Below are 20949 nucleotides of genomic sequence, written 5' to 3'. Positions count from 1 at the left end.
GCCCAACTCCCGGTAAACTTGATGATTGTGACTTCCCAAAACACCCCCTCGTCCAAGAACGCCCCAGAGCCGCTCGATGCCAGCGAGCAGATGCGTATCCGCATGGAGAAGCGCGCCAAGCTGATTGAGCGCGGCGTCGAGGCGTACCCGGTGGGCGTGGAGCGGACGCATTCGCTCGCGGAGGTCCGTGAAAAGTACGCCCACCTCGAGGCGGACGACACCACTGGCGACATTGTCGGCGTCACCGGGCGCGTCGTGTTCGTGCGCAACACCGGAAAGCTCTGCTTCGCCACCCTTCAGGAAGGCGGCACCGACGGCAAGGGAACCCGCCTGCAGGCCATGCTCAGCCTCGCCAATGTTGGTGAGGAAGCGCTCGCCGACTGGAAGGCCCTCGTTGACCTCGGCGACCACGTGTTCATCAGGGGTGAGGTCATCTCCTCCCGCCGCGGCGAGCTCTCCGTCATGGCCGAATCGTGGGGCATGGCTTCCAAGGCCCTCCGCCCGCTGCCGGTACTCCACGCCGAGCTGAACGAGGAGACCCGCGTCCGCCAGCGTTACGTGGACCTGATGGTCCGCGACGAAGCCCGCGAAATGGTCTACACCCGTGCCGCCATCACGCGCTCCATCCGCGAGACGCTCTTCCGCCACAACTACGTGGAAGTTGAAACCCCCATCCTGCAGCTGGTCCACGGCGGCGCCCTGGCACGCCCGTTCGAGACCCACATGAACGCTTTCGACCAGAAGATGACGCTGCGCATCGCCACCGAGCTCTACCTCAAGCGTGCCGTGGTGGGCGGCATCGACCGCGTCTACGACATGGGACGGGTGTTCCGCAACGAGGGCGTGGACTCGACCCACAGCCCCGAGTTCACCACCCTCGAGAGCTACGAGGCGTGGGCTGACCAGTTCGTTATGGCGCAGCGCATCAAGGAGATCATCCTCGACGCGGCGGACGCCGTGGGCGCCGGCCGCGTCCTGCAGACCGAAGCGGGGGAGATCAACCTCGACGGCGAGTGGGCCTGGGTATCCGTCTACCCCGGACTGTCCGACGCCGTTGGCCAGGAAGTCACGCCGGAGACTTCGCTGGAGGTACTGCGCGAAATCGCCGAAAGGCACGAGGTCAAGGTTGATCCCAAGTGGGACGCCGAGAAGCTGGCGGTTGAGCTCTTCGGCGAAATCGTGGAGCCCACCCTCCTGAACCCCACCTTCGTCTACGACTACCCGCCCTCCGCCCAGCCGCTGGCCCGCCCGCACCGGGAGGACGGCCGGCTGATCGAGGCCTGGGATCTCATCATCGGCGGTATGGAGCGCGGCACCGCGTTCTCCGAACTGATCGACCCCGTTATCCAGCGCGAACGGCTCACCGAGCAGTCACGCCATGCAGCCGCCGGCGATGATGAGGCCATGCAGTTGGACGAGGACTTCCTGCGCGCGCTCGAATACGGCGCCCCGCCGATGGGCGGCATCGGACTCGGAATCGACCGGCTGGTGATGCTGTTCACCGGCGCCGGGATCCGCGAAACCATCCTCTTCCCGCTGCTCAAGCCCGAAGGGCACTGACCATGGAATATGTAGCTGTACTCCTGCCTTCCCTGGTGGTGGGCCTGCTCTTCTGGTTCGCCATGAAGTCGATCTTCAACGCGGACAAATCCGAACGCCAGGCGGAGGCGCAAGCCCAGGCTGAAGCCGAAGCGCGTACTTCCGGGCCTGCGGACCGCACGGACCCCGAATCGAATAGATAAATCCCCAAACTTCCGCTTTTATCCCCAAGAGCCAATAGGCGCTTTGACGCGTTGCCATAAAGAGGGTCATACTTTTAGGGAAACATCCTGCTTTTCTGAAAACCGAACCCTTTCCAAGAGGAAGACTTTAAATGGCACAGAAAGTAAACATCATCCTCGTTGATGATTTGGATGGGGGATCCGCAGACGAGAATGTAAAGTTTGGCCTTGACGGGGTCAACTATGAGATTGATCTATCGGCCGCCAATGCCGCTGAACTCCGCTCCTCCCTGGAACGGTTCATCGGTGCAGCGCGTAAGGCTTCGGGCAGCAGCGGCCGGGCTGCACGCACCAAAGCATCGGGCGGAGGCCGCAGCCACGATTCGGCACAGATTCGGCAATGGGCCCGGGAAAACGGCTACACCGTTAACAGCCGTGGCCGAATTCAGGCCGAAATCCAGGAAGCCTACCAAAAGGCCAATTCCTAGTTTCAGCCGCAATCGGTCAAAAGGCCCTGCTTCCCTCGTCGGGAAGCAGGGCCTTTTCGGTTTCCAGCCCGAAAGAGCGGGCAGTGCCGTAATTACTCCGCTGCACAGCGACATCACGGTGCAGCGACGGATTTACTCGAGGGATTGCGCACTAGGCTCGCGGCCGGAGGCTGTCCGGAAACTTAGACCACAAACAGGGCGCTCAAGGTCAGATGTGCGCATTGCCGGTCCTGACACAAGCAAGGGTGCCCGCTGCGGCGCATGCCGCCCCCACCCCTCGGCAGGAGTCCGATTGATTGGCCTACTACCCACTCCCGGCACGTGCCGCCGGCGCTGAAAAGTGGCGTCTGCGGGTATTCCCGGTCCATCCCGGTTTCCCCCGTGGCGAACACGCTCCACAAGTATGGGCGGGCCACGTAGCATCAAAGTACGTCGTAGCTAGGAGTGTGGCGAAATGTTTGAGCGATTTACGGACCGTGCCCGTCGCGTAGTTGTGCTTGCCCAAGAAGAGGCACGCATGCTGAACCACAATTACATTGGTACCGAACACATCCTCTTGGGTCTTATCCATGAGGGTGAGGGCGTTGCCGCCAAAGCTCTTGAGTCCTTGAGCATTTCGCTCGACGGCGTTCGCGAGCAGGTGCAGGAGATCATCGGGCAGGGCCAGCAGGCGCCGTCCGGCCACATCCCCTTCACCCCCCGTGCCAAGAAGGTGCTGGAACTCTCGCTGCGCGAAGCCCTCCAGCTGGGCCACAATTACATCGGCACGGAGCACATCCTGCTGGGACTCATCCGCGAGGGTGAGGGTGTTGCCGCCCAGGTGCTGGTCAAGCTCGGCGCAGACCTCAACCGGGTCCGCCAGCAGGTCATCCAGCTCCTGTCGGGCTACCAGGGCAAGGAAACAAGCGGTGCCGGCGTCGGCTCCAGCCAGCCCGAGGGTACGCCGGCGGGATCCGTTGTCCTGGACCAGTTCGGCCGCAACCTGACCCAGGCTGCCCGCGAGAACAAGCTGGACCCGGTCATCGGACGCGAGCAGGAGATGGAACGCGTTATGCAGGTCCTCTCTCGCCGCACCAAGAACAACCCGGTGTTGATCGGTGAGCCGGGTGTCGGCAAGACGGCCGTCGTCGAGGGTCTTGCCCAGGCGATTGTCCGTGGCGACGTCCCGGAAACCATCAAGGACAAGCAGCTGTACACCCTGGACCTCGGTTCCCTGGTGGCAGGCTCCCGGTACCGCGGTGACTTCGAAGAGCGCCTGAAGAAGGTCCTCAAGGAAATCCGTACCCGCGGTGACATCATTCTCTTCATCGACGAAATCCACACCCTTGTGGGTGCCGGTGCCGCCGAAGGTGCCATCGATGCTGCGTCCATCCTGAAGCCCATGCTGGCCCGCGGTGAACTGCAGACCATTGGTGCCACCACGCTGGACGAGTACCGCAAGCACATCGAGAAGGACGCCGCGCTGGAGCGCCGGTTCCAGCCGATCCAGGTCAAGGAGCCCTCGGTTGCGCATGCGATCGAGATCCTTAAGGGCCTGCGTGACCGCTACGAGGCGCACCACCGCGTCACCATTACCGACGGCGCCCTGGCCTCGGCTGCCAGCCTGGCCGAGCGCTACATCTCTGACCGCTTCCTGCCGGACAAGGCGATCGACCTGATCGACGAAGCCGGCGCACGGCTGCGCATCCGCCGCATGACCGCTCCGCCGGAGCTCAAGGCCATGGACGAGCGCATCGCCAAGCTGAAGATGGAAAAGGAGTCCGCGATTGACGCGCAGGACTTCGAAGGTGCAGCCGCGCTCCGTGACAAAGAGCAGAAGATGATCACCGAGCGCTCCGAGAAGGAACGCCACTGGAAGTCCGGCGGCATGGACGACATCTCCGAGGTGGATGAGGATCTCATCGCCGAGGTGCTGGCCAACTCGACCGGCATCCCCGTGTTCAAGCTGACCGAGGAAGAGTCCTCGCGCCTGCTGAAGATGGAAGACGAACTGCACAAGCGTGTGGTGGGCCAGGACGAGGCCATCAAGGCACTGTCCCAGGCCATCCGCCGCACCCGTGCAGGACTCAAGGACCCCAAGCGTCCGGGTGGCTCGTTCATCTTCGCCGGCCCCACCGGCGTCGGCAAGACCGAGCTCGCCAAGGCACTCGCGGAGTTCCTGTTCGGTGAAGAGGACGCCCTCATCACGCTGGACATGTCCGAGTACTCCGAGAAGCACACCGTCTCGCGGCTCTTCGGTGCCCCTCCGGGCTACGTTGGCTACGAGGAAGGCGGCCAGCTGACCGAGAAGGTCCGGCGTCGTCCGTTCTCCGTGGTGCTGTTCGATGAAGTGGAGAAGGCCCACGCGGACCTCTTCAACTCGCTCCTGCAGATCCTGGAAGACGGCCGGTTGACCGACTCCCAGGGCCGGGTGGTGGACTTCAAGAACACGGTGATCATCATGACCACCAACCTGGGCACCCGGGACATCTCAAAGAGTGTGGCCACCGGCTTCCAGTCCGGCACCGACACGCAGACCGGCTACAACCGCATGCGTGCCCGCGTGACCGAGGAGCTCAAGCAGCACTTCCGCCCCGAGTTCCTGAACCGTGTGGATGACGTTGTGGTGTTCCCGCAGCTCACCCAGGACGAGATCATCGAGATCGTGGACATGTTCGTTGGACGCCTGGAGAAGCGGCTCAAGGACAAGGACATGGGCATCGAGCTCACGCCCAAGGCCAAGGTGCTCCTGGCAACCCGCGGATACGATCCCGCCATGGGTGCGCGGCCGCTGCGCCGCACCATCCAGCGCGAGATCGAGGACCAGCTCTCCGAGAAGATCCTGTTCGGTGAGATCCACGCCGGCGACATCGTTGTAGTGGACGTGGAAGGCGACGGTGACGACGCCAAGTTCACGTTCGCCGGCAACGCCAAGCCGCGCATCCCGGAAATCGCTCCGAGCGTCTAGCACCAAGACGAAGGCCCCGCCCGCTCCGAAAGAGCAGGCGGGGCTTTCGCTTTGCCCCTCCCTTCCGTCAAACGGTTGGCGTTCTCCGTGGCTTGGTTGCCTGCCGTGGTTTAGTCCGGCACCGACCATCAGAGATTTCCCGGCGCCTGCTCGTTCCTCGCTTTGACGGCGCCTACATAAATCCCTGATGCCCGGCACCTAGTGCACGGTGGCATCCAGCGCAGGTGCTGGGGTCATTTGTGTAGCTTGCGTCAAAGCGACGGAGGAGCAGCAAGCGGCAAATGGCGCCGGGGCCGGAGCGACCCAACCACGGCGCCAAGCAGCCCCGCGTCCTTGCCCGGAAGCCGTTGGAACCGGCCGTGGCGTTTTCGCCGGTAGTGAAGTGGTTGTGACGGGGAGCACAGTTCGGGTTGAATCGGGGGCATGGCTAATCTGAATCCGGCGATCCCGGACGAGCAACCTTTGACTCCTTTCCATGATCTGGACCATTACCTGTCCATCCCGCGGGTGAGCGGGCTGGCGATGAGCCCCGACGGCCGGCGGCTGGTTACTACCGTGGCCACCCTGAACGGCAAGGGAACCGAATTTGGCACAGCGCTGTGGGAGCTTGATCCTGCAGGGCAGAAGCATGCGCGACGGATCACCCGCAGCGCCAAGGGTGAGGCAGGAGCGGCGTTCGCGGTCAACGGTGATGTCTACTTCACCTCCGCCCGGCCAGATCCTGACAGCCCCGAGGGCGACCCTGTGAACGCCCTCTGGCTCCTGCCCGCCGACGGCGGGGAGGCGCGAGTGGTGCTCAACCGGCCCGGTGGCGTGGGTGCCGTGATGACAGCCAAAGCGGCGGACGCCACCTTCGTTGTTGCGGAGGTCCTTGCGGGCTCGGCCGATGAAGATGACGATGCCGAACGGCGGAAGTCCCGCAAGGACAACAAGGTTTCTGCCATCCTGCACAGCGAGTATCCGGTGCGGTACTGGGATGCGGACCTGGGGCCAGGCCAGCCGCGGATCTTCGCTGTGGAGCCCGGGAAGGAGAAGGACCCCGGCAAACCCGCCACTGTGGATGCCATGGCTCCGCTGGCCCTCCGGAACCTCACGCCCGATGCAGGTGCGCGGCTGCGCGAGGCGGAAACTGCGGTCAGCCCCGACGGCCGGACCATTTACGCGAGCTACACCAAACCGCGGGCCCGCGCGGACAGTCGCTCCGTCCTGGTGGCCATCGACGTGGCCTCCGGGAACACGACGGTACTCCTGGACCGCGAGGGGATGAGCTACTTCCCCGGTCCGGTGAGCCCCGACGGCAGCACCTTGGTGGTGCTGAGCGAGAGCGACACCACTCCGCACCAGGCACCCCAAATAAAGCTGCACCTCCTGGATGTCTCTGAGGCCTCCTCGTCCGGCACTGGGCAGCTGACGCCCCTGGCGCACGACTGGGACCGCTGGGCCAAGCCGGCCGCCTGGCTACCCGACGGTTCTGCCCTCCTGGTCACCGCGGACGACGACGGCGCGTCGCCGGTTTTCCGGATCAGCGTCCCGGCATCTGCCGCTGAAGTGAGTGTTACACGGGTGACACAGGACGCGGCGGCCTACACCGACGTCGTGGTCTCACCTGAGGGGCGCAGCGCCTACGCCCTCCGCAGTTCCTATGAGTTCCCGCCGGAAGCTGTACGCATTGACCTGCAAACCGGCGAAACCACGCGTTTGCCGGCGCCGGCGGAACGGCCCACCCGTCCCGGCAGGCTGGAACGGATTGCGGCGACGGCGGCGGACGGTTCACGCGTCCCGGCGTACCTCGCGCTGCCCGAAGATGCCTCCGCCGATTCCCCGGCGCCGATGCTGCTCTGGATCCACGGCGGCCCGCTGGGATCCTGGAACGCCTGGACCTGGCGCTGGAACCCCTGGCTGCTGACCGCGAAGGGGTACGCGGTGCTTCTGCCCGATCCTGCCCTCTCCACAGGCTACGGCCAGAACTACATCCAGCGGGGCTGGGGCCAATGGGGTAAAAGCCCGTTCACAGACCTCATGGCCGTGACTGACGCCGCCGTCGACCGTCCTGATATTGACGCGGACCGTACCGCGGCAATGGGGGGCTCCTTCGGCGGCTACATGGCCAACTGGGTTGCCGGACAGACGGACCGGTTCAAGGCCGTAGTGACCCACGCCAGTCTTTGGGCGCTGGACCAGTTCGGCCCCACCACAGACTCCTCGCAGTACTGGCTGAAGGAGATGACCGAGGAGATGGCGCTGGAGAACTCGCCGCATCTTCACGTTGAAAAGATCAGCACGCCCATGCTGGTGATCCACGGGGACAAGGATTACCGCGTACCCATCGGGGAAGGCCTGCGTCTTTGGTATGAGCTGTTGTCCAAGTCGCAGCTGGCAGGGGACCAGGACGGCCGGACGCCGCACCGGTTCCTGTACTTCCCGGACGAAAACCACTGGGTCCTGCAGCCGCAGCACGCAAAGGTCTGGTACGGCGTTGTGGAAAGCTTCCTGGCCCGGAACGTCCTCGATCAGGACCTGCCGGTGCCTGCGGAACTCGGGCTGTAGGGGGTTGGCTTGGCGCCGTCGGCCGAGACATTTGCCGGCGCCTGCTCGTTCCTCGCTTTGACGGCGCGTACACAAATGCCTGACCGCCGCCACCTGCGTGCGGCACGCCTTAGCTAAGCGAGGGTGCCGGGGTCATTTGTGTAGCTTGCGTCAGGGCGAGGATGGAGCAGCAAGCGGCAAATGGCGCCGGTGCCGGAGCGCCCAAACCTGGCGCCGCCACGCGTCCAGACCCCGGCGCCTCGTAGGATTGCTCTGTGACGAACTCCTTCCATATCCGCCCTGCGCGCACCGGCGATGTTTCCGCTATCAAGAGACTGGTGGCGCCGCTGGCAGACCAGCGGATTCTGATGGCAAAGGAGACGGTGGCGTATTACGAGAGCCTGCAGGAGTTCCGGATCGCAGAGTCCTCGGACGGTGAAGTCATCGGCTGTGGGGCGCTCCACGTTATGTGGGAGGACCTGGCCGAAGTGCGGACCCTTGCCACTTCTGCGGACTGGCGGGGAAAAGGCGTGGGACATGTCCTGGTGGAGAGCCTGCTTGAGGAGGCGCGCGCCCTGGGCATCGCCCGCGTTTTTTGCCTTACCTTCGAGGTGGACTTCTTCAAGCGCCACGGATTCGACGTGATGGCGGACCAGTCCGCCGTGGACCCCGTGGTGTACTCGGAACTGCTCCGGTCCCACGACGAAGGTGTTGCCGAATTCCTCGATCTGGCAAGGGTCAAGCCAAACACCCTCGGAAACACCCGCATGATCAAGTTCCTCTAACCTTCCGGTTTTTCCGCTGCACCGCCAAAACCGGCCTGAACTGCACTTCCTTTTACTCGATTTGATGGATAAACTGTTTCCGGCCGGGATTGGGGGCCCAGGGAAAGGGACAGTCATTGGGGGCTGTCCCTTTTCTCTATTCGGCGGAAGCGCAGCCCTACCGCCGCGCCGCATGCCGGTAGTAGGGTCGGAATGTCATCCTCCAGGAAGCAAGCCAGGAGTACCGCCATGAAGAAGCTCATTAACGATCCAAAGTCGGTAGTCGACGAGTCCGTGCAGGGCTTCGGCCAGGCGCATTCGGGCCTTGTCACCGTCAGCGCCGATCCCCTGTACATCACGCGCAAAGACGCGCCAGTCAGCGGGAAAGTAGGACTCGTCTCGGGCGGCGGCAGCGGCCATGAACCGCTGCACGCCGGATTTGTGGGGCGTGGCATGCTGGACGCCGCCGTGCCCGGCGCGGTGTTCACCTCCCCGACACCGGACCAGATCCTCCCGGCGACACTCGCCGTGAACTCGGGCGCCGGCGTCGTGCACATCGTCAAGAACTACACCGGCGACGTCCTGAACTTCGAAACGGCAGCCGAACTCGCCGAAGCGGAAGGCGTCAACGTCCGCACCGTCCTGGTCAATGATGACGTTGCCGTAGAGGATTCGCTGTACACAGCAGGCCGGCGCGGAGTGGGCGGGACGGTGCTGGTGGAAAAGATCGCCGGAGCCGCTGCTGAGCGGGGGGACGGCCTCGACGCCGTGGCCGCGATAGGCGAACGCGTCAACAGCAACGTCCGCACCATGGGTGTGGCCCTGACCGCCTGCACCGTACCCCACGCCGGCTCGCCCAGCTTTGACCTGGCCGAGGATGAAATTGAGATCGGCATTGGAATCCACGGCGAGCCGGGCAGGCACCGGATTGCGATGGAAAACGCAGACGGCATCACGGACCGCCTGCTGGAGCCCGTACTGACTGATCTGGGAATCACTGCGGGGGACAGGGTGCTGCTGTTCGTCAACGGGATGGGCGGCACCCCCCTGAGCGAGCTGTATATCGTCTACCGGCGGGCCGCCCAGGTGCTCGCGGACAGGGGCGCCGCCGTCGAGCGTTCCCTGGTGGGAAATTACATCACGGCGCTGGAGATGCAGGGCTGCTCCATCTCGGTACTGCGGCTGGACGACGAACTCATCGATCTGTGGGACGCGCCGGTGCACACGGCGGCACTGCGCTGGGGCGTATAGCTGTGGTTCTGGACGTTAACTGGACCGTCAAGTGGCTGACCCTGTGCGCCCAGGCAATGGCGGAGCACAGGGTGGAGCTGATCGAACTGGACCGGGCCATTGGGGATTCCGATCACGGCGAAAACATGGACCGCGGCTTCCAGGCGGTATTGGACAAGCTGTCCGACTCCCCGCCGGAAACGCCCGGCGCTGCGCTGAAGTTGACCGCGATGACCCTGATGTCCAAAGTGGGTGGTGCGGCGGGCCCGCTGTACGGCACGGCGTTCCTTCGTGCAGCCACCTCCCTCGGGGACTCTGCGGAAATAGCTCCTGCCGCCTGGGCCGGTGCCCTGACTGCCGCGCGGGATGGGATAGTGGCGCGCGGAAAAGCGGAGCCAGGGGACAAAACCATGGTGGATGCCTGGACGCCTGCGGCAGAGGCAGCAAGCCAGGCTGCCGCAGACGGCAGCCCGGATGCCTTGACCGTTCTGGTGGCCGCGGCAGAGGCTGCCGAAGCCGGGGCCGTGGCTACTGATCCGCTGGTAGCCCGGAAGGGGCGCGCCAGCTACCTCGGGGAGCGAAGCGCCGGCCACCGTGACCCGGGCGCTGCTTCCAGCGCCCTGATCCTCCGGGCCGCCGTGAAGGCGGCTGCGTGACCGTCAGCATTGTGGTGGTTTCCCATAGCGAAAAAATCGCCGACGGCGCCGTGGAGCTTGCCGCGCAGATGGCGCCCGACGTCGTGCTTCTGGCAGCGGGCGGCACCATGGACGGAAGGATCGGCACCAGCCTGGAGAAGGTGCTGGCCGCTCTGGACAAAGTGGCCAGTGGTGACGGCGCCGTAATCATGACCGACTTGGGCTCCGCTGTCATGACCGCTGAATCCGCGTTGGAGTTCGCGGAAGACGCGTCCGAAATGGTGCTGGCGGATGCACCCCTGGTGGAGGGACTGGTGGCAGCCGCCGTCGCTGCACAGGGCGGCGGTGACGTCCAGGCGGTGAAACGGGCGGCGGAAGCTGTGCGCGGCCCTGCCCCGCAGGCTGGGAGCCCGGCGTTGCAGGCTGTCGGCCAAGGCTATGCCACCGGCTCCGGCCCGGATTTCACAGGGGACTTTGAGCTCGTGAACCAGGCCGGCATGCACGCCCGTCCCGCCGCGAAAATCGCCGGTGGGCTGTCGTCACTGGACGCCGAGGTGCAGGTCAACGGGGTTGATGGTGCGTCCATGACTGCTCTGATGACGCTGGCGGCCGGAAAGGGATCAGTGCTGCACGTTGAAGCATGGGGAGCGGACGCGGAACGGGCAGTGAACTATGTCGCAGGCCTGGTGCAGGCGGGCTTCGGGGAACCCTAGGGGCGGCGAACAACCCGAAATGGCGCCCGGGCGGTGTGTTCACAGCACCGCAGGGGACTCCTAGGGGCGGCGAACAACCCGAAATGGCGCCCGGGCGGTGTGTTCACAGCACCGCAGGGGACTCCTGCGAATATGCTCGATGCCATGGAACGGCTCGACCTCGAAGACAATGCCCCGGATATCGAAGTTCTGGAGGGGCAGATGTCCGTTGAGGAACTCCTCGCCGAGCTGGGTTTCGAGTGGCGGCCTGAGCCAGGGGCCGGGGAGCGCGAAGACGAGGCCGCGACGGCGGAAATCTTTAGCCAGCCGGCGCTGTTCTGACCGTCAGATCTGCTGGTGCAGGCCTTCAGCGTCGAGCAGCACCGATGCGGTGATGAACCTCCCGCACTGTTCGCCGTAGGGATAGTCGCCCCGGGGGCGGAAGTCCAGGGTCCGTACGGGCAGGGGTGATCCGTCCGTGCCCGTGCCCTGTTTCGGAGCCGGAGCTCAGGCGGGGAGCCGGAATCCGCCGTCGTGCAGCTCCGCCAGGCCATCGACGAGCAGGCCTGCAAGGGCACGTTCCAGCTGCTCGGGAGCAGAATTCAACCTGTGCAGGACCCCCAGCGGCACACCAATCCCCGCCGGCGCGAAACCAAGGTCCGCAGGCTCCCGCTGGAACATCTCCGGCGGCACGGGCGCCTCGGCCGCGCGCAGCACCGCCATGACGGCCCCGCGCACCTGGCGGTCAGTGCCGTGCCAGGCCTGGCCCTTGGGGACGTACGACGGCGGGGGCTCGCCTGCTGCCCGCCACGCACAGGAGTCGCTGACCGGGCAATCGCTGCACTTGGGTGCCCGGGCCGTGCACACCAGTGCCCCCAGCTCCATCACCGCAGCGTTCCAGCGCACGGACGTGCCGTCGTTGTCCGGCAGGAGCTGGGCGGCGAGCCGCATTTCTGCTGCAGTCAGCGCAGGGGCGGGCAGCGCAGCCCCGGAAATAAGGCGGGCGTGGACCCGCCTGATGTTGGTGTCCACCACCGTTTCGCGGCGCCCATAGGCGAATGCAGCCACCGCCGCGGCCGTGTAGCTGCCCACGCCGGGCAGAGCCAGAAGTTCGGCGTAATTGTCCGGCACCCTGCCCCTGTGGTGCTCGACAATGGCCACCGCTGCCGCATGCAGCCGCAGGGCGCGGCGGGGGTATCCCAGCCTGCCCCAGGAACGGACTGCCTCGCCGGCTGGTTCGCCCGCCAGGCCCGCGGGAGTAGGCCAACGCTTCAGCCATTCCTGCCAGACGGGCAGCACCCGGACCACCGGCGTTTGCTGCAGCATGATTTCGCTGACCAGCACGCCCCAGGGTGAACACTCAGGTTTCCGCCAGGGGAGGTCCCGGGCAATCCCCGCAAACCAGTTGTTGATTTGGCGGTGCAGCATTTGCAGTTCCGCCCCGGCGGGAACAGGGGCAGGCGCAGCGGTGGTGGGGGCTTGAGTGTCGATCCCAACACTGTAATTGATCCACCTGCGGGCCTGAAAACGGGATGTGACCAGAGCGTTGCCTGAGCGGCGGCGTGGTGGTGAAGCAGATCCGCGCCCGTTCTCTAGCCTAGAAGGATGGGCAGGCAAGGCAATTCAGCATCACGTGGCAGGGCGACGGTATCCGGTTCGAGCACCGTCCGTAAGCCGAGCCCCGCCGTGTACCGCCGGCGTCGGCTGTTCCTCGGCGTGGCGCTGCTCATGGTCATCGCGCTGGTGGCCGGCGGGTTCGCCCTGGCAGGGGCCGTCAGCGGCAGGTCGGAGCAGGCATCGTCCACGGACCCCACTGCTGGTGAGACGGCGTCAGCGGCCGCATCGCCGTCGGCGTCTGCTCCGGAACCTACACCAACGCCCTCAGCCACGCCCACCTGCAACCAGAACCTGGTCACAGTCTCGGCGTCCACGGACAAGGCCGCTTACGGGCCCGGGGAAAAGCCGATGTTCACGCTCAAGGTGACCAATGGCGGCACCATGCCCTGTGAGGTCAATATCGGAACCTCCCAGATGGAGTACCTGGTGACGAGCGGGCCGGACCGCATCTTTTCGTCCCGGGACTGCCAGGCAAAAAGCGAGGACCTGCTGAAAATCATCGCTCCCGGCGCCAGCGAAACCGCAAACTTCCCGTGGTCCCGGAACCGCAGCGTTGAAGGCTGCCAGCCCGTGGAAGCCAAGCCCGGCGGCGGCGGGGCATACTACATCTTCACCGCCAAACTCGGCTCGCGTGCCAGCCCTCAGGCTGTCTTCCAGCTGAACTGATCGGTGCTGCAATGGGCCCACGCTGGCAGGGTTCCCTGGCCGGGCTTGCGAGGCGAGGCCGCCAGTAGGGACTAGAGGAAGCGGTCCAACAGGCTTGCTTCCGCCATCCGGCTTAAGCCTTCCCGCACCGTCCGCGCCCGCTGGTCGCCGATGCCGTCCACCGTCATCAGATCATCGATGGTGGCCGCCATCAGGAACTGCAGACCTCCGAAGTGGTCCACCAAGCGGTCAGCAACTGCCTTCGGAACTGCCTTCAGTCCCGAAAGCAGGCGGTAGCCGCGCGGCTGCACTACAGCGTCGAGGTTTGCCTCACCGCCCGCAAAGCCGACGATCCCCGAGATTTTGCCGAGGTCAATCAACTCCGTGGGCCCGAGGTTCACGAGAGCGCTGACAGCTTTTTCGATTTCCTCGGGGGAGGCGTGGGCCGAGGCATAGTCGCGGATGATGACGTCGCTTCCGGGGCCGCGGCCTACAGTGAGCTCATCAAGCTGGAGCGAGAGGAGGCGGCCGTCTTCGCCCAGTTCAAGGACGTACTGGGAGATCTCCTCCGAGATGCGGCGAACCATCTCCTGCCGCTGCAGGGTGACTGCCACATCCCGGACGGTCACCATCGCTTCAATCTCCAACGCAGACAGCGAGCTGGTGACCTGGTCCAGGCGTGAGCGGTAGCGCTCCAGTGTGGCAAGGGCCTGGTTGGCGCGCGCGAGGACCGTCTCCGAACCTTCCAGGACGTGGCGCAGGCCGTTCACGTACAGGGCAATAATCTGCATGGACTGGCTGACGGAGATGACGGGCACTCCGGTCTGGATGGCCACGCGTTCGGCTGTGCGGTGGCGCGTGCCGGATTCGTGGGTTTCGATGCTGGAGTCCGGGACAAGCTGGACGGCGGCGCGGAGGATGTTGCCGGCGTCCTTGTCGCAGATGATGGCGCCGTCCATCTTGGCGAGCTCGCGCAGGCGTGTGGGGGAGAAATCGATGCCGATGTCGAAACCGCCCGAGCAGATGGAGTCGATGGTCCTGTCCGAGCCCAATACGATCAGCGCCCCGGTCCGTCCCCGGAGAATGCGCTCAAGGCCGTCACGGAGCGGTGTTCCGGGTGCCACCCTGCCCAGAGTTGCCCTTAGAGATTCTTCGGGGCTCCGCGCCATTAGGTGTTTCCCTTCAAAGGTGCGGACTGCCGCCCGCAGAAAATGCCGGCTTTCACGCTTGGCCGGCAGGAACAAAAGTACTCGATTTCCCGCAAGCTCAATGATAGGGGTAAGAAAGCCAACTTCCGCACGGTCAGGCCCTAAAGTGCCCCATTAGGGGACGTGCGGAAGTGGCTGGGAAAGTGTTCGACGGCGGGTGGCTGGCCGGGTACTTTTGAATCCGCTTGGTGGCCTTGACGCCGGGGGTCAGCGGGGCCGCTGCTGAAGCATCCGCTCCAGGTCTCTGCTGACCTTGGTAAGGGACGCCGCCCTGAGGGCCTTTTGCTCGGCGGCTGACTGGGTCCCGCGCCGCCTGGAAGTTTCCGCAGGCCGGGCGGCGCTGTGGTCCTGGATTCCGACGGGAGCCAGGCCGGTGGCCAAAGGATCAAAAAACAGGTTGCTGGAGAAGGAAACGCCCTCCACTGCTGCTCAGGCCCTTACATGGCGGTGCATCGGACTGCCGTACGTCATCATGCGGCCACGCTAGCTGGCCGGGATTTCGCGGCTTTGAACTCCCTGTTTCGCGGGTGTTAAGGGCCGGGGGATTACTGCGGCAGCACGGGTTTGGCCTGCAGCTAGTTCCCGCCCCTGAGGAACCGAACCTCCCGGGATGCCGTGCACCAGCCCGGCGGCAAGGAATATCTGCCGGGACCAGTGTCTTGTCGCTATTAGACCGACGGCGGCTTACCGCCGCCGTGCACGCAGCGTTCGTCCCCTGCCGGAGCCTGACCACCTGGCTTAGGTGCGGGCACGGGCAGCACCGACCAGTAGGAGCACCATGGATTTCGGCACAGGAACAACAACAGGTACCGGGCGCACGGCTCTCGTAGTAGGGGCCACCGGCATCGCTGGGTCAGCCCTTGTGGACAATCTGGCAGCCCAGGGGTGGGCCGTCCTTGCCCTGTCCCGCAACCCCGGAGCGGAGCGCCCCGGTGTCCGCTGGCTCTCCGCAGACCTGACCTCCGCTGAGTCATTGACAGCTGTACTGGGGCCGGAGAATCCCTCGCATGTCTTTTTCACGGCATGGTCGCGGCGGGACACCGAGGAGGAAAACATCACCGTCAATGCCGGCATGGTGCGTGATCTCCTCGCTGCACTTCGTGGCAAGGACGTGGCCCACGTTGCGCTGATGACCGGGCTCAAGCACTACCTCGGACCCTTTGAGGCGTACGCAGCCGGAGAGATGGCGGACACGCCCTTCCACGAGGAGGAGCCACGCCTGCCGGTGCGGAACTTCTACTACGCGCAGGAGGACGAGCTCTGGGCAGCAGCGGCTGATCAAGGATTTACCTGGTCCGTGCACCGCGCGCACACCGTCATTGGGCATGCGGTGGGCAATGCCATGAACATGGGCCTCACCCTCGCCGCCCAAGCGACCCTTTGCAGGGAGAACGGAGAGCCGTTTGTCTTTCCGGGATCCGGGACGCAGTGGAACGGCCTGACCGACATGACGGAGGCCGGCGTGCTCGCCGAGCACATGATCTGGGCAGCCACCACGCCAAAGGCTGCCAACGAGGCCTTCAACATTGTCAACGGCGATGTGTTCCGCTGGCGCTGGATGTGGCCGAAGCTCGCGGCCTACTTCGGTGTGGAGTGGGAGGGGTTCGAGGGGGAACCCCGGCCCCTTGAACAGTCCATGGCAGGGCGCGAGGACCAGTGGAGGGAACTTGCCGCGCGCCATAACCTCAGCGAGCCGGAGTTGGATCGGCTGGCGTCCTGGTGGCACACAGACAGCGACCTGGGACGAAATATTGAGGTAGTGACCGACATGGGCAAGAGCCGGGATGCCGGGTTCACCGGGTACCGGCGGACCCTGGACGCGTTTATCGCACTCTTCGACCGCTACCGGGCAGAGAACCTCATTTCCTGAGCATGGTGCCGGCTCCAGGCCGGATGGCTGGCGGGGGGAACGGGCAGGCGGACATGAAACGGGTGGAGCGTAAGGCTCTGCCGCTGCCGGTTGCAGCCCTGCGATAAACTGGAACTTGGCTGTTCGCCAGCCCGTTCCCCCGGTCCCCAGCCGCAACGTCTGATGAGGCAGTGCCCGGGGTTGCCCAAACCGCAGCGAAAGTAGCACCGTGTCCCAAGATGTCCTTAGCCCCGCCCGGGTCCACGAGATTCACAAACAGGCGGCCCGGCGTCGGACCTTTGCTGTTATTTCGCACCCTGACGCCGGCAAATCCACGCTGACCGAGGCGCTCGCGCTGCACGCCAAGGTCATCGGCACCGCCGGTGCCTCCAGCGGCAAGGCCAACCGCAAGGAAACGGTCTCGGACTGGATGCAGATGGAAAAGGACCGCGGCATCTCCATCAGCTCGGCGGCGCTGCAGTTTTCCTACCGGGACACCGTCATCAACCTCCTGGACACCCCCGGCCACGCCGACTTCTCCGAGGACACGTACCGGGTGCTCGCCGCCGTCGACTGCGCAGTGATGCTAGTGGACGCCGCCAAAGGCCTGGAAACCCAGACCATGAAGCTGTTCGAGGTCTGCAAGCAGCGGAACCTGCCCATCATCACCGTTATCAACAAGTGGGACCGCCCGGGCCTGGACGCGCTGGCACTGATGGACGAGATCACCGAGCGCACCGGGCTGCAGCCCATGCCGCTGACCTGGGCCGTGGGCATCTCCGGCGACTTCCGCGGCGTCTGGGACCTGCGCAATGACTGCTTTGCCCGGTTCCAGCGCAACAATGCCGGCGCGCAGATCGCGCTCACCGAGTACTTCACCCCGGAGGAAGCGGCCGAAAGCCAGGGCAGCAACTGGTCCGACGCCGTGGACGAGGCCGGTCTGGTCATTGAATCGAACCTGGAGTTCGACGTCGAAAGCTTCCACGCCGGCAAGGCCACCCCCATCCTGTTCAGCTCCGCCGCGCTCAACTTCGGCGTGAAGGAACTGCTGGACGCGCTGGTGGATTTCGCTCCGCCGGCAGCTCCGCGGCCCGATGTTGATGGCACCCCGCGTCCCGTGGCGTCCCCGTTCTCCGGCTTCGTTTTCAAGGTCCAGGCCGGCATGAACAAGGCCCACCGGGACCACGTGGCCTTCATCCGGGTCTGCTCCGGCGTCTTCGAGCGCGGCATGGTGGTCACCCAGACCCGGACCGGCAAGTCGTTCGCCACCAAGTACGCGCAGCAGGTCTTCGGCCGGGAACGCGAAGTGATTGATGAGGCCTACCCGGGTGACGTGGTGGGCCTGGTCAACGCGTCCTCCCTGCGCGTGGGGGACAGCCTCTTCCTCGAGGACGCCGTGGAATACCCGGCCATCCCGCTCTTCGCCCCGGAGCACTTCCAGGTGGCCCGGTCCAAGGACCCCAGCAAGTTCAAGCAGTTCCGCCGCGGCATCGAGCAGCTTGAGCACGAGGGCGTTATCCAGGTGCTCCGCTCCGACGTCCGCGGGGACCAGGCACCGGTGCTCGCCGCCGTCGGCCCCATGCAGTTCGAAGTGGTGGAGGACCGGATGGCGCACGACTTCAGCGCCCCCATGCGGCTGGAGCGCCTGCCCTACTCCCTGGCCAGGATCTCGACGGCGGATGCCATGCCCGCACTGGCGAACGTACCGGGCGCCGAGGTGCTCCTGCGGTCCGACGGCGAGTACCTCGCGTTGTTCAACGATGTTTGGGCCCTTCGCCGGATCGAAAAAAACCACCCGGACCTCACCCTCGTGCCCATCGGCACCCACAACCCCGCAAAGTAGGAACCGTGAACGCAGTGCAATCCGGCGCGGTGCAACCCGCCGCAGTTCAACCCCGCGCATTGATTACCGGTGCCGGCACCATCAATCCGCTCGGTTCCTCAGTGGCCGAAACCTGGTCCGCGCTGGTGGCCGGAAAGTCCGGCATTGCACCGCTCGAGGATGCGTGGGCGGAACAGCTGCCCGTGAAGATTGCCGGGCAGGTCACCACTGATCTGTCCGGGCACCTCAGCACCCGCGAAATGAAGCGCATGGACCGCTGCGGGCAGCTTGCGCTTATCGCCGCCCGCGAAGCCTGGAAACAGGCGGGCGCCCCCGAGGTGGATCCGGAGCGCTTCGCCGTGGTGATCGGCTCCGCTTACGGCGGGCTCGGCTCCACGCTGGAGCAGGACCGCACCCTTGCGGCAGCGGGCCCGCGCAAGGTTTCGCCGCACACACTCACCCGCCTGATGGTCAACGGCCCGGCGGCCTGGGTCTCCATCGACCTCGGTGCCCGCGGCGGCGCCCGGACCCCGGTCAGCGCATGCGCGTCCGGGGCGGAAGCGATTGTCCAGGCAGCCGAGATGATCCGCTCCGGCGCAGCCGACGTCGTAATTGCCGGCGGCGTTGACGCCTCCGTCAACGACCTGGTGATTACCGGCTTTTCCCAGATCCGCGCGCTGTCCACCCGCGCCGGGGATCCGCAGCGTGCGTCACGCCCGTTCGACGGCGGCCGTGACGGCTTTGTCCTCGCGGAGGGCGCCGGCGTGGTGGTGCTGGAGAGCGAAGAGCACGCACGCGCCCGCGGCGCAGCCGTGCTCGGTGCCGTGGCAGGCGGCGCGGTGACGTCGGACGCGAACGACATTGTGGCAGCCGATCCTGCCATGCAGCGGCGGGTCATGCAGAAGGCGCTTGAGTCCGCCGGCCTGGCCGCCGAGGACATCGGGTTCATTCACGCCCACGCCACCTCCACACCCGTGGGGGACCGGCTGGAAGGCCAGGCGATCAACGCGATCTTCGGTCCGGGCATCCCGGTCACGTCCACCAAGGGCCATACCGGCCACCTGCTGGGCGGTGCTGGTGCGCTGGCGGCCGTGGTGGTGGTTGAGGCACTGCGCACCGGGATGCTCCCGGGAACCCTGAACGTCCAGGAGGTGGACCCGGAGGTGGACCTTAACGTTGTCACCGAAGACGTCCGCCAGCTTCAGCCGGACAATGCCCCGGCCGGCCTGGTGAACGCCTTCGGTTTCGGCGGGCACAGCGTCGCCCTGGTGATTACGGGCGCGTAGCCAAAAGCCCGGGCCAGATTGCTGGCCCGGGCAGAGTTTTGTTGGCCGGACGGGATTTCCACCCGGGTCTGTTTAGCGTTAAGCCCGGCTCGGAACCGGCGCCTCCACGCTGAGGTCCTCGGCGGCGGCCGGCTCAGTTTCAGTGCGGCGTTCCTTTACGAAATACACCAGGCCCGCCGCGATGGTGGAGGCCGCTGCCAGCGCGAACAGGCCGGGGATGACGCTGCCGGTCTGCTCCTTGATGATGCCGAAGCCGAACGGGGCAACGAAGCCGCCCAGGTTGCCCAGCGAGTTGATGATGGCGATGGCGGGGGCGAGGACCAGCGGATGCAGCCCTGACTGCGGAATGGTCCAGAACAGCGGGGAAGCGCTCTTGAAGCCCATGGCAGCTATGGCCAGGAACACCAGCGCCATGACCGGCGAGGCGATGGCTGCCGCAAATGTGCCCACTGCGGCGACCAGGAGTGCAACCACCAGCAGCGGGCGTTTGGACGTGGCCTTGTCCTGCAGTTTCGCGGCGAAGTACATGGCGAACACGGCGCAGATCCAGGGGATGGAGGACAGGAAGCCAACCGTCAGGTCGGTGGTGCCGGGGATCTGCTTGATGATGCTGGGCAGCCAGAACGTGTTGGCGTAAATGGATAGCTGCACCGAGAAGTAGATGCCGCACAGCAGCAGGATCTGAGGGTTCAGGAGCATCTTCCAGCGGTTGATCTTCCCGCCGTCGGTAGTGGTGTGCTGCGCGTCCTCATCGGCGATGGCCTTGGACAGGGCATCCTTTTCAGAAGCGGTGAGCCACTTGGCGTCGTTGATTTTGGCGTCCAGGAGGAAAAACACGGTAAAGCCCACAACTACGGACAGGGCCCCCTCGAAGCCAAAAAGCCACTGCCAGCCACGCAGGCCCAGGGCGCCGTGGAGGCTAAGCAGCATCCCGGCGATGGGGCCGGACAGCGCGGCGGCGATCGAGGAGCCGGCAATGAAGATGGCCGTGGCCTTGCCGCGCTGGCCCGCCGGAACCCAGCGGGCGAAGTAGAAGATGACGGCGGGGAAGAAGCCGGCCTCTGCCGCGCCCAGCAGGAACCGCAGGACGTAGAACATGGTTTCGTTCTGCACGAAAGCCATCAGGAAGGAGACTATGCCCCAGCTGACCATGATCCTTGCCAGCCACACCTTGGCGCCGTACTTTTCCATCATCACGTTGCTGGGAAGTTCAAAAATTGCGTAGGCGATAAAGAACAGCCCGGCGCCAAAACCGTAGGCCGCGGCACCGATGCCGACGTCAGCCTGGAGATGGTCCTGCGCGTACCCGATGTTTGACCGGTTCAGCTGGTTGCAGACCAGCATGACCAGCATGATGGGCAGCACGCGCTTGAAAAACTTCTTCGTGGCCGAGGCCACGTCCGAGACAGCATTGTCCACAGACATCATTGGATGTTTCCTTTGGAATAGATAACGCAGGCCGGCTGCGGGCTCACGAAAAGTAGTGGGGCCGGTCACAGCGACCCCACTACTTTACTGG

19 protein-coding genes are annotated in these 20949 nt (G+C 65.2%); 14 read left to right on the top strand and 5 right to left on the bottom strand.

All coding sequences use genetic code 11. The features are described 5' to 3' along the window. The first annotated feature begins 21 nt into the window (after positions 1–21). From lysS to QFZ70_RS16340, 4 genes are all read left to right on the top strand, one after another. Positions 22–1560 (top strand): lysine--tRNA ligase, encoded by a 1539-nt coding sequence (gene lysS, locus QFZ70_RS16355; RefSeq protein ID WP_307097100.1) that lies wholly within the window; start codon positions 22–24, stop codon positions 1558–1560. Positions 1561–1562: 2 nt separating this feature from the next. Then, positions 1563–1742 (top strand): hypothetical protein, encoded by a 180-nt coding sequence (locus QFZ70_RS16350; protein WP_307097098.1) that lies wholly within the window; start codon positions 1563–1565, stop codon positions 1740–1742. A 131-nt stretch (positions 1743–1873) separates the two neighbouring features. Continuing rightward, positions 1874–2209 carry an Lsr2 family protein gene (locus tag QFZ70_RS16345; protein WP_307097096.1) on the top strand — a complete coding sequence of 112 codons (336 nt, stop codon included), beginning with the start codon at positions 1874–1876 and terminating at the stop codon, positions 2207–2209. A 454-nt stretch (positions 2210–2663) separates the two neighbouring features. Beyond that, positions 2664–5156 (top strand): ATP-dependent Clp protease ATP-binding subunit, encoded by a 2493-nt coding sequence (locus QFZ70_RS16340; RefSeq protein ID WP_307097095.1) that lies wholly within the window; start codon positions 2664–2666, stop codon positions 5154–5156. 1458 nt (positions 5157–6614) lie between these two features. On the opposite strand, the gene QFZ70_RS19020 is transcribed toward QFZ70_RS16340, so the two are convergent. Continuing rightward, positions 6615–6728 carry a hypothetical protein gene (locus QFZ70_RS19020; RefSeq protein ID WP_373461690.1) on the bottom strand — a complete coding sequence of 38 codons (114 nt, stop codon included), beginning with the start codon at positions 6726–6728 and terminating at the stop codon, positions 6615–6617. A gap of 258 nt (positions 6729–6986) precedes the next feature. On the opposite strand from QFZ70_RS19020, the gene QFZ70_RS19015 reads away from it, so the two are divergent. From QFZ70_RS19015 to QFZ70_RS16310, 6 genes are all read left to right on the top strand, one after another. Continuing rightward, the gene (locus QFZ70_RS19015) at positions 6987–7703 is read left to right on the top strand and encodes an alpha/beta hydrolase family protein (protein WP_373461689.1); all 717 of its coding nucleotides are present in this window, start codon (positions 6987–6989) and stop codon (positions 7701–7703) included. 254 nt (positions 7704–7957) lie between these two features. Next, complete coding sequence (locus QFZ70_RS16330) at positions 7958–8467, top strand: amino-acid N-acetyltransferase (protein WP_307097091.1); 510 nt, start codon at positions 7958–7960, stop codon at positions 8465–8467. Positions 8468–8695: 228 nt separating this feature from the next. Beyond that, entirely contained in the window at positions 8696–9697 is a 1002-nt protein-coding gene (dhaK, locus tag QFZ70_RS16325; protein ID WP_307097090.1) for a dihydroxyacetone kinase subunit DhaK, read from the top strand. A gap of 2 nt (positions 9698–9699) precedes the next feature. Beyond that, the gene (gene dhaL / locus QFZ70_RS16320) at positions 9700–10332 is read left to right on the top strand and encodes a dihydroxyacetone kinase subunit DhaL (RefSeq protein WP_307097914.1); all 633 of its coding nucleotides are present in this window, start codon (positions 9700–9702) and stop codon (positions 10330–10332) included. Further along, positions 10329–11024 (top strand): dihydroxyacetone kinase phosphoryl donor subunit DhaM, encoded by a 696-nt coding sequence (gene dhaM / locus QFZ70_RS16315; RefSeq protein ID WP_307097088.1) that lies wholly within the window; start codon positions 10329–10331, stop codon positions 11022–11024. The genes dhaL and dhaM overlap by 4 nt, the downstream gene beginning before the upstream one ends. A 144-nt stretch (positions 11025–11168) precedes the next feature. Next, the gene (locus QFZ70_RS16310; RefSeq protein ID WP_307097087.1) at positions 11169–11345 is read left to right on the top strand and encodes a hypothetical protein; all 177 of its coding nucleotides are present in this window, start codon (positions 11169–11171) and stop codon (positions 11343–11345) included. Between the two features lie 165 nt (positions 11346–11510). Here QFZ70_RS16310 and QFZ70_RS16305 read toward each other — a convergent pair whose 3' ends face one another. Then, on the bottom strand, positions 11511–12431 hold the full coding sequence (locus QFZ70_RS16305) for an A/G-specific adenine glycosylase (protein ID WP_307097085.1): 921 nt from the start codon (positions 12429–12431) through the stop codon (positions 11511–11513). 177 nt (positions 12432–12608) lie between these two features. On the opposite strand from QFZ70_RS16305, the gene QFZ70_RS16300 reads away from it, so the two are divergent. Next, positions 12609–13286: a hypothetical protein gene (locus QFZ70_RS16300; protein ID WP_307097083.1), complete on the top strand. Its 678-nt coding sequence runs from the start codon at positions 12609–12611 to the stop codon at positions 13284–13286. Positions 13287–13357: 71 nt separating this feature from the next. Here the strand turns inward: QFZ70_RS16300 and disA are convergent, their stop codons facing one another. Then, positions 13358–14434, bottom strand: coding sequence for a DNA integrity scanning diadenylate cyclase DisA (disA, locus tag QFZ70_RS16295; protein ID WP_307097082.1), 1077 nt, complete (start codon positions 14432–14434; stop codon positions 13358–13360). A gap of 246 nt (positions 14435–14680) precedes the next feature. After that, positions 14681–14896, bottom strand: a complete 216-nt coding sequence (locus QFZ70_RS16290) for a hypothetical protein (protein ID WP_307097079.1) — start codon at positions 14894–14896, stop codon at positions 14681–14683. A gap of 355 nt (positions 14897–15251) precedes the next feature. Between QFZ70_RS16290 and QFZ70_RS16285 the strand changes: the two genes are divergently transcribed. The 3 genes from QFZ70_RS16285 to QFZ70_RS16275 all read left to right on the top strand — a co-directional run bounded on the left by QFZ70_RS16285 (position 15252) and on the right by QFZ70_RS16275 (position 19430). Further along, a complete protein-coding gene (locus QFZ70_RS16285; protein WP_307097077.1) occupies positions 15252–16343 on the top strand; it encodes an SDR family oxidoreductase in 1092 nt (363 codons plus the stop codon). 208 nt (positions 16344–16551) lie between these two features. Then, positions 16552–18165, top strand: a complete 1614-nt coding sequence (locus QFZ70_RS16280) for a peptide chain release factor 3 (protein ID WP_307097075.1) — start codon at positions 16552–16554, stop codon at positions 18163–18165. Positions 18166–18170: 5 nt separating this feature from the next. Beyond that, complete coding sequence (locus tag QFZ70_RS16275) at positions 18171–19430, top strand: beta-ketoacyl synthase (protein WP_307097074.1); 1260 nt, start codon at positions 18171–18173, stop codon at positions 19428–19430. Between the two features lie 78 nt (positions 19431–19508). Here the strand turns inward: QFZ70_RS16275 and QFZ70_RS16270 are convergent, their stop codons facing one another. After that, a complete protein-coding gene (locus tag QFZ70_RS16270; RefSeq protein WP_307097072.1) occupies positions 19509–20858 on the bottom strand; it encodes an MFS transporter in 1350 nt (449 codons plus the stop codon). Positions 20859–20949 lie beyond the last annotated feature (91 nt).

Origin of the sequence: Arthrobacter sp. V1I9, assembly GCF_030817075.1 — a bacterium.
Taxonomy (GTDB): domain Bacteria; phylum Actinomycetota; class Actinomycetes; order Actinomycetales; family Micrococcaceae; genus Arthrobacter.
The sequence above is the reverse complement of the archived record's forward strand: the minus strand, read 5'-3'. Positions and strand labels throughout refer to the sequence as shown.

What these genes read in the sequence shown, in the direction of transcription:
- lysS (WP_307097100.1), top strand. Translation starts at nt 22, where the DNA reads ATGATTGTGACTTCCCAAAACACCCCCTCGTCCAAGAACGCCCCAGAG.
- QFZ70_RS16350 (WP_307097098.1), top strand. Translation starts at nt 1,563, where the DNA reads ATGGAATATGTAGCTGTACTCCTGCCTTCCCTGGTGGTGGGCCTGCTC.
- QFZ70_RS16345 (WP_307097096.1), top strand. Translation starts at nt 1,874, where the DNA reads ATGGCACAGAAAGTAAACATCATCCTCGTTGATGATTTGGATGGGGGA.
- QFZ70_RS16340 (WP_307097095.1), top strand. Translation starts at nt 2,664, where the DNA reads ATGTTTGAGCGATTTACGGACCGTGCCCGTCGCGTAGTTGTGCTTGCC.
- QFZ70_RS19015 (WP_373461689.1), top strand. Translation starts at nt 6,987, where the DNA reads ATGCTGCTCTGGATCCACGGCGGCCCGCTGGGATCCTGGAACGCCTGG.
- dhaK (WP_307097090.1), top strand. Translation starts at nt 8,696, where the DNA reads ATGAAGAAGCTCATTAACGATCCAAAGTCGGTAGTCGACGAGTCCGTG.
- QFZ70_RS16310 (WP_307097087.1), top strand. Translation starts at nt 11,169, where the DNA reads ATGGAACGGCTCGACCTCGAAGACAATGCCCCGGATATCGAAGTTCTG.
- QFZ70_RS16305 (WP_307097085.1), bottom strand. Translation starts at nt 12,431, where the DNA reads ATGCTGCACCGCCAAATCAACAACTGGTTTGCGGGGATTGCCCGGGAC.
- QFZ70_RS16300 (WP_307097083.1), top strand. Translation starts at nt 12,609, where the DNA reads ATGGGCAGGCAAGGCAATTCAGCATCACGTGGCAGGGCGACGGTATCC.
- disA (WP_307097082.1), bottom strand. Translation starts at nt 14,434, where the DNA reads ATGGCGCGGAGCCCCGAAGAATCTCTAAGGGCAACTCTGGGCAGGGTG.
- QFZ70_RS16285 (WP_307097077.1), top strand. Translation starts at nt 15,252, where the DNA reads ATGGATTTCGGCACAGGAACAACAACAGGTACCGGGCGCACGGCTCTC.
- QFZ70_RS16270 (WP_307097072.1), bottom strand. Translation starts at nt 20,858, where the DNA reads ATGATGTCTGTGGACAATGCTGTCTCGGACGTGGCCTCGGCCACGAAG.